Annotated in this window: 12 protein-coding genes; 8 read left to right on the forward strand and 4 right to left on the reverse strand. The window is 39.6% G+C overall.

All coding sequences use genetic code 11. From position 1 onward, the window contains the following. Window positions 1–127: 127 nt before the first annotated feature. A complete protein-coding gene (locus ACERCG_RS10390) occupies window positions 128–1774 on the reverse strand; it encodes an ABC transporter permease (protein WP_373611994.1) in 1647 nt (548 codons plus the stop codon). 199 nt (window positions 1775–1973) lie between these two features. Continuing rightward, window positions 1974–3002, reverse strand: a complete 1029-nt coding sequence (locus tag ACERCG_RS10395) for a Fe(3+) ABC transporter substrate-binding protein (protein ID WP_373611995.1) — start codon at window positions 3000–3002, stop codon at window positions 1974–1976. A gap of 347 nt (window positions 3003–3349) precedes the next feature. Between ACERCG_RS10395 and rpsB the strand changes: the two genes are divergently transcribed. Both rpsB and tsf read left to right on the forward strand, forming a co-directional pair. Next, entirely contained in the window at window positions 3350–4072 is a 723-nt protein-coding gene (gene rpsB / locus ACERCG_RS10400) for a 30S ribosomal protein S2 (protein WP_373611997.1), read from the forward strand. Window positions 4073–4185: 113 nt separating this feature from the next. Beyond that, window positions 4186–5037, forward strand: coding sequence for a translation elongation factor Ts (gene tsf, locus ACERCG_RS10405; protein ID WP_373611998.1), 852 nt, complete (start codon window positions 4186–4188; stop codon window positions 5035–5037). A 70-nt stretch (window positions 5038–5107) separates the two neighbouring features. Here the strand turns inward: tsf and ACERCG_RS10410 are convergent, their stop codons facing one another. Beyond that, a complete protein-coding gene (locus tag ACERCG_RS10410; RefSeq protein WP_373611999.1) occupies window positions 5108–6658 on the reverse strand; it encodes a sulfatase-like hydrolase/transferase in 1551 nt (516 codons plus the stop codon). Between the two features lie 92 nt (window positions 6659–6750). On the opposite strand from ACERCG_RS10410, the gene pyrH reads away from it, so the two are divergent. Together pyrH and frr are read left to right on the forward strand one after the other, a co-directional pair. Then, window positions 6751–7467, forward strand: a complete 717-nt coding sequence (pyrH, locus tag ACERCG_RS10415; protein WP_373612000.1) for a UMP kinase — start codon at window positions 6751–6753, stop codon at window positions 7465–7467. Window positions 7468–7512: 45 nt separating this feature from the next. Then, on the forward strand, window positions 7513–8070 hold the full coding sequence (frr, locus tag ACERCG_RS10420; RefSeq protein ID WP_006248085.1) for a ribosome recycling factor: 558 nt from the start codon (window positions 7513–7515) through the stop codon (window positions 8068–8070). Between the two features lie 72 nt (window positions 8071–8142). On the opposite strand, the gene ACERCG_RS10425 is transcribed toward frr, so the two are convergent. Then, complete coding sequence (locus tag ACERCG_RS10425; protein ID WP_373612001.1) at window positions 8143–8826, reverse strand: 2,3-diphosphoglycerate-dependent phosphoglycerate mutase; 684 nt, start codon at window positions 8824–8826, stop codon at window positions 8143–8145. Window positions 8827–9034: 208 nt separating this feature from the next. On the opposite strand from ACERCG_RS10425, the gene ACERCG_RS10430 reads away from it, so the two are divergent. From ACERCG_RS10430 to ACERCG_RS10445, 4 genes are read left to right on the forward strand one after another with little or no spacing between them, the layout of a single operon-like run. Beyond that, window positions 9035–10144: a peptidoglycan DD-metalloendopeptidase family protein gene (locus tag ACERCG_RS10430; RefSeq protein WP_373612014.1), complete on the forward strand. Its 1110-nt coding sequence runs from the start codon at window positions 9035–9037 to the stop codon at window positions 10142–10144. Further along, window positions 10145–10987, forward strand: a complete 843-nt coding sequence (locus tag ACERCG_RS10435; RefSeq protein WP_373612002.1) for a divergent polysaccharide deacetylase family protein — start codon at window positions 10145–10147, stop codon at window positions 10985–10987. Window positions 10988–11001: 14 nt separating this feature from the next. Further along, window positions 11002–12867, forward strand: coding sequence for an autotransporter assembly complex family protein (locus ACERCG_RS10440; RefSeq protein ID WP_373612003.1), 1866 nt, complete (start codon window positions 11002–11004; stop codon window positions 12865–12867). A gap of 59 nt (window positions 12868–12926) precedes the next feature. After that, window positions 12927–17003 (forward strand): translocation/assembly module TamB domain-containing protein, encoded by a 4077-nt coding sequence (locus ACERCG_RS10445; RefSeq protein WP_373612004.1) that lies wholly within the window; start codon window positions 12927–12929, stop codon window positions 17001–17003. Window positions 17004–17104: the final 101 nt, after the last annotated feature.

Consider the following 17104-nt stretch of genomic DNA (forward strand, 5'->3'; position numbering starts at 1 on the left):
ATGCGTAAGCTTTTAACCGTGATTAATGCCATCGTCCGTGATGGCTCACAGTGGAATGCTCACGCGGTTTAATTAACGAATTTGTATCTTGCCAAATATTTTGGGGGATACAGTTGCTACATTTTTATTATCTCTCTTTCTCAGACTGCGAAATCAGCGAGCGTGTCAGCCAGATGACCGGCAGTAAGCCCACCAGCACTAACACAATCGCAGGCAGTGCCGCCCGTTCCAACTGTTCGTCAGAGGTGAAAGTGAAGACATAAGTTGCCAGCGTATCGAAGTTGAATGGGCGAAGTAAGAGCGAGGCGTTCAGCTCTTTCATACTTTCGATAAAGACCATCAAGCCCGCAGTTAAAATCCCTTTGTAAATCAGAGGGATATGCACTTTTCTAAACATCGTCAGCCCATTTTTACCCATCGTTTGGCTGGCCATATCTAATGACGGCGAGATTTTATTCAATGAGGTGTCGAGGCTGCCAATCGCCATCGCCAAGAAACGGACAGTGTATGCCAGCACAAGGGCAAAGAGTGAGCCTGAGAAGATCAAGCCAACAGGCGAAAGTTCGAGGCTTTTTAAGATTGCGTGCAGTTTGTGATCGGCAAAAGTCAGCGGTGAAAGCAAGCCGATGGCTAACACCGTGCCGGGAATTGCGTAACCCAATGAGGAAAGCTGTAACGACAAGCGGGTCGTTTTTGCCGAAAATTTACCAATGGAAAGGCGTTGGGCAAAATGCAAAATCAGGGCAAAAATCACGGTAACAATCGAGGCGATAATCGACACTTTCAGACTATTGGTTGCAAATTGTACAAAGTCTAAATTCCACGACTGTTCAAAATAGTCATACGCCCAGTAGAGCAGCCGCCCGACCGGAATGAAAAACGCCATTGCCAACAAGCCCCAACACCACGCCAGAGCCACGCCTAATTTCCAGCCGCTGAGCGTTTTAAAGCCTGATTTCTTCTCATAGCCCCGTTGATAGCTCTGCTGTTTGCGGCGGCTATACTGTTCCAAGCTTAAAAAGAGGAAGATCATCAGCAACATAAAAATCGCAATCTGGCTGGCGGTGCCGAGATCGTGATAGCCAAGCCACGAATCATAAATCGCAGTAGTGAGGGTTGGCACCGCAAAATACGCCACTGTGCCGAAATCCCCCAGCGTTTCCATTGCCACCAACGCAATGCCGACCGCAATAGACGGGCGAATCAGCGGGAAAGTAATACGGCGGAAAATTTGGCTTGGCGTTGCTCCGAGCATTTTGGCACTGTGGGTGAGGTTTTCAGACTGTTCCAGCAAGGCAACCCGCACCAGCAGGAAGATGTAAGGGTAAAGCACCAACGCCAGCACAAAACACGCACCATAAAGCGTGCGAATTTGCGGAAACCAGTAATCTTGTGGGGTTTGCCAGCCGAAAATGCCTCGCAGCATTTCTTGGAAACTGCCCGAATAATCGAGTAAATCGGTATAGAGATAAGCAATCAGATAAGCAGGCATTGCCAAAGGCAGGCAGAGCAGCCACTGTAAGGTTTTTTGCCCCCAAAAGCGGTAGTTCGCTACAATCCAAGCGGTTGGCAGGGCGAAAACGACTGAAAGTAACACTGTGCCGACAACCAGCAGAGTGGAGTTTTTGATATAGACCGGCAGCATCGTGTTCCATAGATGTGCCAAATTCTCCGCTTCACCACCGAAGGCGTGATAGCCAATGGCAAGGAGAGGGAGGAGGATAATTGAGGTAATCAATAAGGCAAGGGCTGTCCAGCCAAATTTATGATTCATTTTCTTAATAATTATTCCGTTTTGACTTCTGCCAAATCTCCCTTTCTTCTCTTTAGCAAAGAGGGGAGATTTGGCAGAAGCCCTCACCGAAGTGAGATTCATATTTTTCAAAAACACAAAAAGGACGCTTCAATGCGTCCTCTTGCAAGCGGTCTAATTTTTGTAAAATTTTACCAAAATGAGACCGCTTGTATTTCAATTATTTTTTCTCAGCAAAATCGTCAAATTTCACTTCATCAACCAGTTTTAACGCAGCTTCGTATTTTTTCGCGATATCTTCTAGTTTGATAGTATCAGTTGTGAATGTACCCCAACCTTTTACGATTGCAGACGGTTCAATGCCTTCTTTCACCGGATATTCGTGGTTTAGCTCAGCATATAAGCCTTGTGCTTTTTCACCACTGAGGTATTCAATTAATTTCACGGCATTTGCTTTGTTCGGCGAGTGTTTTGCAATTACTACACCACTAATGTTTTTATGCGTACCGTGTTTACCTGTAGGGAAGTTGAGGTATGCTGATTCAGCCCACTCTTTTTGTTTTTCATCATCTAACATTTTGCCGTAGTAGTAGCTGTTACCGATAGCATAATCACAGATGCCTTCTTTGATTGCTTTGACTTGATCACGGTCGCCTCCTTGTGGTTTACGAGCTAAGTTCGCTTTTAAACCTTCCAAGAATTCTTTGGTTTTTTCTACACCATAGTGTTCTATCATCGCTGCAAATAATGAAACATTATAAGAGTTTTTGCCTGAACGAACGCAAACTTTGCCTTTATATTCAGGTTTTGCTAAATCTAAGTAATCGAAACCAGCAGGTAATCTGCCTACACGATCTTTTGAGGTGTAAATGACACGAGCTCGTGTGGTTAAGCCGAACCATTGATCGTTAGAATCACGGAATTGTTCAGGAATATTTTTCTCTAATACTTCAGAGTCAATTTTTTGTGCAAGACCTGCATTCACAATTTCCATTACACGAGCGATATCTACTGTTAAAAGCACATCAGCAGGGCTTAACTCGCCTTCTTGTTTCACACGATCAACCAAACCTTTATCAGCAAAAATGATATTTACTTTAATGCCGGTATCTTTTTCAAAGTTTTTCAGCATTGGCTCAATTAAGTAAGGTTGGCGGTAAGAATAAACATTCACTTCGTTGGCAGCAAAAGCTGAGGTTGAAGCAAAGGTTGCCACAGCAATAGCAAGTGCAGAAAGTGTTTTTTTCATTGATAGTCTCCTTTTTTGATTGAATTTGCATAGCAATATTAGTAATTCTAAATGCTCTTATTTCTTTCGTCAATAATGAGAACGGTTTTTGTTTGTTGAATGGCATTAATTACAAAATAAGAAGAAAGTGATTGGCAATTTGTTTATTTTTTGGGATAATACACGCCGTTTTTTGTCTGTTAAAGATAGAAAACTTTCACATTTATTTTTTAACACTAAAACACACACATATCATAAGCTAGAAATTGGGGTGTCTTTTAAAGATCGATTTTCTAGGATATGTGGAGGCTAAACCCCGTTTTGCCGTTCATAAGTGGCAAAACAAACAACTTTGAAGGAAAATTCTTATGGCACAAGTTTCTATGCGCGATATGCTTAACGCAGGCGTTCACTACGGTCACCAAACTCGTTACTGGAACCCAAAAATGAAACCATTCATTTTCGGTGCTCGTAACGGTGTTCACGTAATCAACTTAGAAAAAACTTTACCTTTATTCAATGAAGCATTAGCAGAATTAACTCGCATTGCAAGCAATAACGGTAAAGTATTATTCGTTGGTACAAAACGTGCAGCGTCAGATGCAGTTAAAGCGGCAGCAGTAGAGAGCCAACAATTCTACGTTAATCACCGTTGGTTAGGTGGTATGCTGACTAACTGGAAAACAGTTCGTCAATCAATCAAACGTTTAAAAGATTTAGAAACTCAAACTCAAGACGGTACTTTTGACAAAATCACTAAAAAAGAAGCGTTAATGCGTACTCGTGAGTTAGAGAAATTAGAGTTAAGCTTAGGCGGTATTAAAGATATGAACGGCTTACCAGATGCAATTTTTGTTATCGGTGCTGATCACGAACATATCGCAATCAAAGAAGCAAACAACTTAGGTATTCCAGTATTTGCGATTGTTGATACTAACTCAACTCCAGATGGCGTTAATTACATCATTCCAGGTAACGATGACGCAACTCGTGCAATCCAACTTTACTTAGATTCAGCAGTAGTTGCAATCAAAGAAGGTCGTGGCGTTGAAGCAAAAGAAGTTGAAGCTGAAGAAGTTGCAGCAGAATAATCGTACTTGGCAAACGATAAGGCATAGCCCTTAATCATTTGATTATCATTTGAGAGCAGGGGTGAAAACCTCTGCTTTTATCGTATTAAAAATCATCTTAGAGGAATAGTAAAATGGCTGAAATTACAGCATCATTAGTTAAAGAACTTCGTGAACGTACCGGCGCTGGTATGATGGAATGTAAAAAAGCATTAGTAGAAGCGAACGGTGATATTGAATTAGCGATCGACAATATGCGTAAATCTGGTCAAGCAAAAGCGGCTAAAAAAGCGGGTCGTGTTGCAGCTGAAGGCGTGATCCTTGCTCGCGTAGCTTCAGGTTTCGGTGTATTAGTTGAAATGAACTGTGAAACAGACTTCGTAGCAAAAGATGCTGGCTTCTTAGAGTTAGCAAGCGAAGTTGCAGATTTCGCAGCAGCAAATAAAGGTACAACTATCGAAGCATTACAAGCACAATTTGAAGAAAAACGTGCAGCATTAGTTGCAAAAATCGGCGAAAATATGAATATTCGTCGTGTTCAATACTTAGAAGGCGAAGTAATTGCTCAATACTTACACGGTGCGAAAATTGGTGTATTAGTAGCTGGTACAGGCTCTGAAGACGAACTTAAGAAAGTGGCAATGCACGTTGCAGCAAGCAAACCTGAATTTGTAAACCCAGAAGATGTTTCTGCTGACGTAGTTGCTAAAGAGCGTGAAATCCAAATTGAGATCGCAATGAACTCTGGCAAACCAAAAGAAATCGCAGAGAAAATGGTTGAAGGTCGTATGGCTAAATTCACAGGTGAAGTTTCATTAACCGGTCAGCCATTTGTAATGGATCCATCTGTTTCTGTTGGTCAATTCTTAAAATCAGTAGGTGCTTCAGTATCTAACTTCATTCGTTTAGAAGTGGGTGAAGGTATCGAGAAAGTAGAAGAAGATTTCGCTGCAGAAGTAGCTAAAATCACAGGCGGTAATGCTTAATCTTCGTTACTAGATGTATATAAAAGCAGGCAATAGCCTGCTTTTTTACTGTAAAATGATTGTACCTGCTTTATTTCAAATGACTTTTGGGAATTGGGATTGCTGGATCATCAATACTACCATCAGCTTCAATTATTTTCTTCAACCCATAATCGCTTTTATCGCTTTTATTATTAAAAAGATCAAGCTCTTTATCTAGTAACGGATTTTCAATGCCAATCCAATTCGCAATGCCATTGGTAAAATTCAGCCCTGACTTAAAGGTTTTATATACATTCCGTTTGGTATCATCACTTGAAGTTTTAAAGAGCGGAATATCATAGTGTAATTTGCTTCTGTCTTTACCGTTTTGAATGACGATATTATCCTTAGAAACTCCGTGAGATAAACCGTGATCAGACAAATAAATCATTGAAAAAGAACGTTGGTTTTTCTCATTATTTTTTACTAGCAGATCATAAACTCGTTTTAGCAATTCATCGGTTTTCTTAATGGAAGAAATATAACAATTCACATTGAAATAACGTTTTGGTAATTTTCCATCATCAAACATTTTTGGGTAATCAGTTAAGCGATCACAAGTAATAGGGTGCGAGCCGTATAAATGCAAGAAAATAAAACGCTTACCTTGTATTGGTTCTTCAATCACTTCTGCAAAATGGGGGAGCAGTTCAAAATCGCTGACATTGGTATTTAAAGAACTGCCTGATTTAGTAAAAATTTTTACATCGCTTTTATTGCCGATAGAAGAAATAGGTGTGTCATAATTGCCTAAGTAGCCTTGATTGGAAATCCAATAAGTCTTAATACCTGCTGATTTAATTAAATCAACTAAAGTCAGCCCATAATTTGCTTCCCATTTTTCCGTATCAGGCTTGGTTAGCATTAAACGTAGTGAGGCAATGGTATTTGTTCCGCCAGAGGTTAAACCATCAACTAATGTGCCATTTGCCGAGCTCATAAAAGGCGTGTTAGGAATAGGGTAGCCATAGGCGTGATGGTAATCTTTCCTCGCACTCTCACCCATAATCAGCACATAATCATCATATTTTGCGTTTTCGCTAAGTGTTGATTCTCCCCATTGAGATTCTAAATTCAAATTATTTAATTGCTCCAACTCTTTTGCAACTTTTGTGCCTGAACTGACAAACTCTTGGAAAAATTTAAATGGAGCAAGTTGAACTAACATTAAAAGAGAAGCAACTATGACGAAAGTTTTATTTCTTAAAAAATGGATCTGATAAGCATTGGTAATTTTTTTGAAAAAAATGACCGCTAGTACAATCGCTATGCCCGCTAAAATATGTAAGATGGAAAGCTGTGCCAGAAATTCTTTGCTCTCCATCATATCAGTTGCGAATACAGAAGCAATATATTCATAGGTCGGCTTGCCAAAATTAAGCCCAATAGGTGTGTAAAAAGCATAAGCAATGATAATTGGCAATAGTAAAGCATAATAAGTCCATTTGGAGCTGGCTAAGATAATGATTAGAAATACCCCGAACAGAATTTCGAGGATTGTAGGTGCTGGAAAAAAGCCTGAGCCAATAAGCATTAAGTAACTTGCAAGAGTAGCAAGTAAAAGGGCAATAATAATGCCAAAAATTTGTTTTTTTCTCATTGTTGTTAAAATTTTTCGGTTTATCGATGAAGTGGATTGTTCTATAATAACGTAATTTTGTGTTTAGTCCATACAGTTAAGAGGCAAATAAAATGAGCAAACCTATTTACAAGCGAATTCTACTCAAATTAAGTGGCGAAGCCTTACAAGGCAACGAAGGCTTTGGTATCGATCCGTCTATTTTAGATCGTATGGCATTAGAAATTAAAGAGCTACTTGAAGAAGGTATTGAAGTTGGTGTTGTACTTGGTGGTGGTAACTTGTTCCGTGGAGCGAAGTTAGCAAAAGCAGGTATGAACCGTGTAGTGGGCGACCATATGGGGATGCTTGCAACCGTGATGAACGGTTTAGCAATGCGTGATGCTCTACACCGTGCTGAAGTGAATGCAAAATTAATGTCAGCATTCCAATTAAACGGGATTTGTGATACTTACAACTGGTCTGAAGCGATTAAAATGTTGCGTGAAAAACGTGTAGTGATCTTCTCAGCAGGAACTGGTAGCCCATTCTTTACCACTGATTCAGCCGCTTGTTTGCGTGGTATTGAAATTGAAGCAGATGTCGTATTAAAAGCAACAAAAGTAGATGGCGTTTATGACAAAGACCCTGCAAAATTTGAAAACGCAAAACTTTTCAATCAATTAACCTATGCTGAAGTGATTGATCAAGAATTACAAGTAATGGACTTAGCTGCATTCACTCTTGCTCGTGATCACGGAATGCCAATCCGTGTATTTAATATGGGTAAACCGGGTGCGTTGCGTAAAGTAGTGTTTGGCACAGAAGAAGGTACAACTATTTCTGAATAATTTCTCTATTTTTAACTCTGTTTTAAGTAAAAGGATAAAAAATCAATGATTAACGAAATCAAAAAAGATACACAAGATCGTATGGAAAAAAGCCTTGAGGCTTTAAAAGGTCACATCGCAAAAATCCGTACAGGTCGTGCTCAACCCTCTTTATTAGATGGTATTCAAGTAGAATATTATGGTTCTGCAACACCTTTACGCCAAGTAGCGAACGTAGTGGCAGAAGATGCTCGTACATTGGCTGTAAACGTATTCGATAAATCGCTCATTTCTGCGGTAGAAAAAGCGATTTTAACGTCAGATTTAGGCTTAAACCCATCATCTGCGGGTACAACAATTCGTGTTCCACTTCCACCATTAACGGAAGAACGTCGCCGTGATTTAATTAAAATCGTAAAAGCAGAAGGCGAGCAAGGTAAAGTGGCAATTCGTAATGTACGCCGTGATGCAAACGATCAAATCAAAGCGTTATTAAAAGATAAAGAGATCAGCGAAAACGAACAACACAAAGCTGAAGAAGATATCCAAAAAATCACGGATACATTCATCAAGAAAGTAGATGAAGTATTAGCAGCAAAAGAGAAAGAGTTATTAGATTTCTAATTTGCAAAATAGGTAACAAAAATGACCGCTTGTAGTGATACAAGCGGTCATTTTCTATCAAAACTTTACAAATTATAAGTAACGTTTGCTGATTACTTTTAAGTTGTCATCTAATTCATATACTAATGGCTGACCGGTTGGGATCTCTAAATCCATAATGTCAGCATCAGAAATGCCTTCGATATGTTTTGCTAAAGCACGTAATGAGTTACCGTGTGCAGTAACTAATACGGTTTTACCTGAAATTAATGCAGGTGCGATTTGATCTTCCCAGAAGGGTAATACACGCTCAAGGGTGATTTTTAAGTTTTCTGCGTTTGGAATTAAATCTTTCGGTAAGTTAGCATACCGGCGATCGTTATGTGCTGAGTTTGGATCTTGTGGGTCTAAATCCGGAGGAGAAATATCATAAGAACGACGCCAGATGTGAACTTGCTCATCACCATATTTTTCAGCGGTTTCTTTTTTGTCTAAACCTTGTAACGTACCGTAATGACGCTCGTTTAAACGCCAGTTTTTGATTTGTGGAACCCATAATTGGTTAGATTCTTCTAACACGATGTTACAAGTTTTGATTGCACGGGTTAAAACAGAAGTAAACGCAATATCAAACTCAAAACCCGCATCTTTTAATTTTTGACCCGCAGATTTTGCTTCTTCAATACCACGTTCTGTTAAATTCACATCACGCCAGCCTGTAAATAAGTTTTTAGCATTCCATTCACTGAAACCGTGGCGGATAAATACTAATTTCATAATGACTCCTTAGTCTTGAAAATTAATGGATTTAAAACTGTACTATTTATAGTTATAGCAAAATTCGCTCCATTTTGAAATAGATAGTTAAATTCTTTCATTAAAAAGCTGATCTTAAACAAATAACCGATTAGAATATAACCTTAGTGATGTTTTGGATTAAAAAGGTATATTTGTGAAACGAATAAATTCTTACGCTTGGGCTGTTATTTTAGGCGGAGTGATTGGTACTGCCGTGCCACTTTCTTTTGCGAATAATCTCAATCAGATTCAGCAAAAAATTCAGCAGCAAACTTCAAAAATTAATGAGCAGAAACAAAAACGTAATGAGCTGCAATCCACACTCAAAACGCAAGAAGTTGAAATGGGGAAGGTATTAGATAAACTACAAAAAACACAGATGTCATTGAGCGAAGTACGTCAAACTATAAAAAATACTGAGGCAGAAATTGTTCGCTTAGAAAAATTAGAAAAAGATCAAAAAGAGAAATTAAAAGAGCAATTAGATTCAGCTTATCGCTCAGGGGTTAACCCGTCTATTTTAGAACGGTTAATGTCAGAAGATGCAAAAAATGCAGAAAGAATGAGCGCTTATTATGAGCATATGAATAATATTCGTATTGATGCCATTGCGGATATTCGAAAAACTCAAGCTGATTTAAAAGCCAGACGTGATGAATTGAAAGGGCAACAGAAAGAGCATCAATCTCAACTTAATGAGCAAAAAAAGCAAGAAAGAGATTTAAAGAAAGTGCAAAGCCAGCGCGAAAATACCTTGCGATCTCTTAATAAAACGCTGGAAAAAGATGAAAGTCGTTTAGAAAATTTACGTAATAATGAAATTGCGTTAAGGCAGCAATTAGAAAAAGCCCAAAAAGAAGCTCAACAAACAGAAAAACGTGAGCAACAAGTAGCAAAATCCTCTAAAAATTCAGATAAAGTGAATAATAAGCCGATTAAAGTGGGTAGATACGCAATGCCTGTTTCAGGTAATATAATCACTAAATTTGGTAATAACTGGCACGGTGTGGTAATTGGGGCAGCGGCAGGCACGTCTGTAAAAGCAATTGCAAGTGGTCGTGTGATTATGGCACAATGGCTTGCGGGCTATGGCAATATGGTGGCAATCGATCACGGTAACGGCGATATTTCACTTTATGGTTATAATCAATCCATTTCAGTCAGTAAAGGTAGTCGGGTAACAGGCGGTCAAATTATTGCAAGGGTTGGTAATACAGGCGGGCAAAGCCGTCCGGCTCTCTATTTTGGCGTTACTCGTAAAGGCAAGCCTGTTAATCCGTTGAATTTGGTGAAGTAAATGGGAAATCAGATTTACAAGCGGTTAAATTTTACGATTTTTTTGCAAATTTTTGTGCTTTTTCTACCGCTTGCTCAAGCCGCTAAAATTGCTATTGTGATTGATGATGTGGGCTATCGTGTAAAAGAAGATCGGGAAATTTTATCGTTGCCTAAAGAAGTGAGCGTGGCGATTATTCCTGATGCCCCTTATGCGACAGAAAGGGCGAAGGAGGCTTATGCTCAAAAGCGTGATATTTTAATTCACTTGCCAATGCAGCCAAAATCTAAACAACTGATTGAGAAAAATAGCCTTAAAATTGGCGATAGTGAAGAAAAAATTCGGAAACTTATTGAGCATTCTCGTAGTCAAGTACCTTATGCGATTGGTTTAAATAATCATATGGGTAGCGGTGCAACCTCTGATCTAGCCACAATGCAACCTTTAATGAAGGTATTGAAAGAACATTCCTTGTTCTTCCTAGATAGCAAAACCATTGGTAGCAGTGTAGCAGCTAAGACTGCCCGCCAATTTGGGGTAAATGCCTTAGAAAGAGATATTTTTTTAGACGACAGCGATCTACTTTCTGATGTACAAAAACAATTTTCGCACGCTATTCAGTATGCTCGCAAAAATGGCGTAGCCGTTGTAATCGGACACCCTCGCAAGAATACGATTAGCGTACTGAAACAACATTTAGCTCAACTACCCAAAGATATTGAATTAATCGGGGTTGGAGAATTATGGCGAAATGAAAAAGTTGTGCCGGAAAAACCGTTCATTATGATATTTGAACAAGAACCTGCATTAACTTCTGTGCCACCTTATGAAAGTGTGCCGCTACTACGCGGTATTCCAAAATAAATAAAAGGTTATCAATGAATACAAAACTGCATTTTTTAACATTCTGCTGTTTAATGGCTTTTGCCTCAAAGGCTCAGGCTAATCAACCACAGGCTAATGAGCAAGATCAGAAAAATCAACAAGATAGAATTACCGATGTTGATCAAGAAAGAATCGGCGAATTAGAAGATAAACTCACAGATGATTCTGATGAGGAAAAAGTTGAAGCCTTAGTTGATTTAGAAGTCAAAGGTATTCACGACAAAGAAGCAAAGAAAAATGTCAATTTGTATTTAGCTCAAATTGCCAATGAATATGCAGACGGTTCAGAACGCTACCAATATTTGGTGCAAACAACGGTGGATAAAGCCCTGCGTGCATTGGGTTATTACAACAGCCAATATCAATTTGTGCAACTGCCTAGAAGCGATAAGAAGCCTTTATTGGTGCTAAATGTAAAACTGGACAAAGAAACCGTCAAAATTGATGAAACCGATATTGTGCTACAAGGTGAGGCAAAAAATGATGAAGATTTCACGGCTCTTATCAAAAAAGCCCCAAAGCAAGGCACTCGTTTAAATCATAAAACCTATGAAAACTTTAAAGGCGATATTGAAAGCAATGCATTCAGCAAAGGTTATTTTGACGGGCATTGGCTTTATCACCGTTTAGAAATTTACCCAACCGATCATAAAGCTGATTGGCGTTTAGGTTATGACAGTGGTATTCGCTATCGCTATGGACAAATTAATTTTGTAGATAGCCAAATTAAAGAGGAATATTTACGCAATATTCTGAAAATTAATTCGGGCGATCATTACTTTGCCAATGATCTTTCAAACTTAACCCAAGATTATTTATCCAGTAACTGGTTTTCATCGGTAATGGTTGAGCCACATCTCAATGAACAAGATAAGACGGTAGATTTAAATGTGCTATTCCAACCGAAAAAGAAAAATGAGGTTGAAATTGGTATCGGTTATGAAACGGAAGTGGGACCTCGCCTACAATTTAACTGGAAAAAACCGTGGCGAAATAAAAGAGGGCATAGTATCGATACTCGAACTTATATTTCCGCCCCTGAGCAGAGATTTGAATTTGGTTACAATATTCCGCTAAAAGAAGATCCGCTTCATTACTACTATCAGATATCGGGTACGGTTGAAAATGAAGATCAGAAGGATACGAAATCAACAGCAGCAAGTTTCGCTCTACAACGTTTTTGGACTCGAACAACAGGTTGGTCATTCTCTACTGGTTTAAGAACCCGTTATGATTCCTTTACGCAAGCGAATGATAAATTTAAAACGTTATTAGTTTACCCAACTGCCTCCTTAAACCGTACTCGTACTGATGGCAAGCCTTATCCATTATGGGGAGATAGCCAAAAACTTACCGTAAATTGGGGAAACAAAATATTTGGCTCAGATGTGAATTTTTATAGCTATAAAGCTTCTACGTCGTTTGTGAGAACTTATGCAGATAATCATCGATTCTACTTAAGGGCAGAATTAGGCTACTTGAAAGCAAATCAATTTGAACGTATTCCACCTTCATTACGTTTTTTTGCAGGGGGCGATATGAGTGTGCGTGGTTTTGGTTATAAAGATATTTCGCCAAGAGATCCATCAAATGGAAAACGTGTAGGCGGTTCACATTTAGCTACAGGCTCGTTTGAATATCAATATCAAGCCTATCCAAACTGGTGGGGAGCAGTATTTTATGATGTGGGCTTAGCGGCGAATAAATTTGAGACAAAACAGTTACATCACGGAACAGGTTTAGGTGTTCGCTGGGCTTCGCCGATTGGGGCAATTAAAGTTGATGTGGGCGTGCCTGTAAAATCGCCTAATGGTAAAAATGGTTTCCAAATTTACGTTGGATTAGGTTCAGATCTTTAATACAAGCGGTTGTATTTTACTAAAATTTTACCAATGATAACTTTAGATAAGTATTTAAAATGATGAATGAACAACAAGAAATAATAGATAGCCAAGACACGGCAGCAGAACAAGAAGTGCCAAAGAAAAAATCAAGATCAAAATGGCGATTCTTGAAATGGGGTATTTGCATTTTTTTAATGCTACTCTTGGCTGTTATTCTATTTTTATGTACAGGTTTTGGGCAGCGTAAAACGGTTCAATGGGTCGATCAATTAATTGAACCTTTACAAATCGGCAACGTGGAAGGCAGCATTCAAGAGGGATTACAGCTTTCTAATACGCAGTTTGTAACTGATGGCGTAAATGTGCAAGTCGGCAAGGTAGATTTACACATTGATTTTAACTGCTTGATTAAGTACGAAGTTTGCCTAAACAATTTTAACGTGAAGGATACCAAGGTTGTTATTGATACAACAAAACTTCCACCTTCCCAAGAAGAAAAAGAAGATAACACCCCTTTTACTGAGTTAAATTTACCGCTCGGCATTTCAGCAGAAAATATCACATTAGAGAATATTGATGTCAGGGTTGATGATATGGATATTCATCTCAATCACTTCAATACTTCCCTTTCTGGCAAAGGGCGTGAGGTTATTGTGAAGCCTACCACGCTAGAGGGGTTAAATCTGCTCTTAGCTTTAAAAGTCGAGGAAGAGCTAGAAACGCAAGCGGTCAATTCTGACTCAGAAAAAGCAACAGTAACGAGAAACCCTGCTAATGCACAAGAGGCAGTGGAAAAAACGGGCGAAAAAGTGGTAGAAGGCTTCCACCAATTACAAGGCAAAACAATCGCAGAAGCGGAGCAACAGCCGTATAATAAAGTGGATTGGGCAGAAATTAAAGCTCAGTTAGAACAGCCGATCTTAAATAAAAATATCCAACTCTCTTTGCCGTTAGATTTAACCATTGAGCAGATTGATATTACTGATGTTTCGGTTGCTCAAAAAGCACAAGATGAAAACGGTAACTTAGTTGAGCCGATTTCACTTATCAACGTACATTCTTTACAGCTTCAAGCACAGGCGAAAGATGAGCTGGTAACCCTGCAACGTTTGGATTTCAAAAGCGATCAGGGCGATCTCACTGCCACAGGTACACTTTCTCTTAAAGATAATTATCCATTAAATTGGCAGTTAGAAGGCGTTGAGGCAAAAGACGCCAAAATGAAACTGCCGTTTAGTCATATCAATGCCACGCTTTCAGGCGAATTGTATGATAAGACCGTGCTGAATTTAAAAACAGACGGAGCAATTAACGCTGCTTTAGAGGGGGATATTGAGCTTGCAACCCCAAAAACGCCTTTTGATCTGGTGCTTAAGAGTGAAGCAATGAAGTATCCTTTCGCCCCACAAAAAGGCGATGATGTGTTGCAGTTAGAGAATATCGATATTCACCTCAATGGCAATTTGCTTGCCTATAATTTGGCTGCCAAAGTGAGTGTCAAAGGAATGGGCATCCCGCCAAGTTCTGCTGATTTAAAAGGCAATGGCGAATTAACGCATTTTAATATTCACGATTTACTGCTAAATACTTTAGACGGTAATGCTCAACTGACAGGCTTAATTGATTGGACGGAAGGAGTTGAGTGGGATTCCAACCTTAAGCTGAACAATATCAATACTAAGGCATTAGTGCCTGATTGGGCGGCGGTATTATCAGGCTCTCTTGCTACTCAAGGTTATGCAGGGCGTGGTAATACAGGTTCAGATTGGAAAGCAGATGTGTCAAATATTGATATTAAAGGCTCATTGCATCAAAAAAATCTGCAATTAACAGGGAATTTAAACGCTAGCAATCAGCAACTTTTAGATGTGCCGGGTTTATCGCTGATTTATGGCGAAAACAAAATTGATCTGAAAGGGCTTTTAGGCGAAAAATCAGACTTTTATGCTGATATCAAAGCCCCGAATTTACAAGGCTTGGTGCCGAATTTAAACGCGAGTATGAATGGTAATGTAAAATTATCAGGCAAACTTGCCGAGCCAAATGTGGATTTGGATTTAGTGGCTTCAAATGTTAGCTATGATCAGTTTAAATTACAGCATTTAACTGCAAAGGGAAAAATTACCACCGAACAAACTATTCAAGGCGATGTGGAATTAGGGCTACGTCAATTTGCCTATAATGATATTAAGGTGGAAAGTGCTACTTTATTGGCAAAAGGAAATGAAGCAAATCACACTCTGAAATTAACCTCAAAAGGTAATCCTGCAGGAGCAGATTTGCAAATTTCCGGAAAATTTGACCGCTTGCAACAGATTTGGGAAGGGCAGCTAAGCAACGTGGCTATTCAATCCACCGAGTTTGGCAAGTTCCAAACCGATAAAACCGTTAATGTGAAATATGACAACAAGGCGATGAATGCCAATGTGTCGGCTCACTGTTGGCATAACCCGAAAATTCATCTCTGTTTCCCAACTGCATTTAATGCAGGACAAGAGGGGAAAGTGCCTTTCGATATTCGCAATTTTAATTTAGTGGTGTTGCAAGATTATCTTGATAATACCAGTCAAATTTCAGGTATTGTGAATGCCAAAGGCGAAGCAGCGTGGTTTAAAAATAAACAGCCACAGGTTAATTTGGATCTCACGTCCAATTCCATTAAATTTGTACAGAAAATGGAAGGTGGAAAAACCTTCCCGCTTACGGTTTCGCCGTTAAAAATCAATTTGAAAATGTCGGATAACAATTTAGCCCTTAAATCAAATTTAAGAGTTGAAAATAACGGCACACTGACAACCGATATTGTGATGCGGGATTTAAATAATGCGAGAACATTATCGGGCAATATTAATATTGACCAATTAACGTTAAAACTGATTAGTCCACTACTTGAGCGAGGTGATTTTGTTGATGGCAGAATTAATGCTCGCCTCACGGTAAGTGGTAATGCAACCTCGCCGTTGCTACAGGGTAACTTGAATTTAACAGGCTTAAAAGCACGCTCTGTAACAATGCCGTTTGATGTAACAGGCGGTAATTTAGCGATGAACTTTCACGGTGCAACCTCCACTTTAACAGGTAGGCTGCAAACAAAAGAAAGTGAGTTACGCTTAGAAGGAGATGCAGACTGGCGAAATATTAATGCGTGGCGAACCAGAGTTCATGCCCAAGCTAACCGTTTTAGGGTGGATGTTCCTAATTTAGCAAGAGTAGAAATTAGCCCTGATATTCAAGTTGTGGCAACCCCAACGCTTTTAACTTTAAGCGGTAATATTGATGTGCCGTGGGCAAGAATTGAAGTGGAAGAATTGCCGGCACAGGCGGTTAGCGTAAGTAGCGATGAAGTGATTATGGACGGCTCGGCAAGAAACAAAGTGCCGTTTAATCAACGCACTATTCCAAACGAAACTGCGGGCGGAATGGCGATTAATGCGGATATTAAAATTAACATCGGCAACGATGTTAAGCTCAAAGCATACGGCTTGAATAGTAATCTAAACGGCTTGCTCTCGGTGCGTCAAGGCAAACAGGGGCTAGGGCTTTACGGACAAGTTCGCTTAGACGAAGGACGTTTTGCCGCTTATGGGCAAGACTTGTTGATCCGCAAAGGAAATATCAGCTTCGCAGGTTCGCCATCACAGCCGTACTTAGATATTGAAGCGGTGAGAAACCCTGATGCAATGGAAGATCCAACCATTACCGCAGGGGTACGGGTAACAGGCTTGGCGGATTCGCCAAATGTAAAAGTATTCTCCGATCCTGCAATGTCGCAAAATGAAGCTCTCTCTTACATCTTAACAGGGCGGTCGCTCGAAAGCAGTGGCGATGCAGACTCAAGCAATGCGGTTGCGGCGGCTTTATTAAGTATGAGTTTGTCAAAAAGCAGCAAATTGGTAGGTGATGTCGGCAGTGCCTTTGGCTTAAAAGATCTTAGCGTCAGCACCGCAGGCATTGGCGATAACACCAAAGTAGAAGTGAGTGCCAGCCTCTCGCCTCGCTTCCGTGTGAAATACGGCGTGGGTGTTTTTGCTCCACTTACCGAGCTGACATTGCGATACAACTTAACCCCAAGACTCTATTTACAATGGGTTTCCAACGTAAACCAAGCGGTTGATTTAATGTACCGCTTCCAGTTTGATAAACTGTTTTAATTCAAAAGGTTGTTAATCAGAGCATTAACAACCTTTTTGCTTTATAGTAGAATGGCAGCTTTATTTACAAGCGGTTAAAAAAGCAGAAAAATTTACAAAAG

It is taken from the genome of Mannheimia sp. E30BD (genome assembly GCF_041807785.1).
Taxonomy (GTDB): domain Bacteria; phylum Pseudomonadota; class Gammaproteobacteria; order Enterobacterales; family Pasteurellaceae; genus Mannheimia.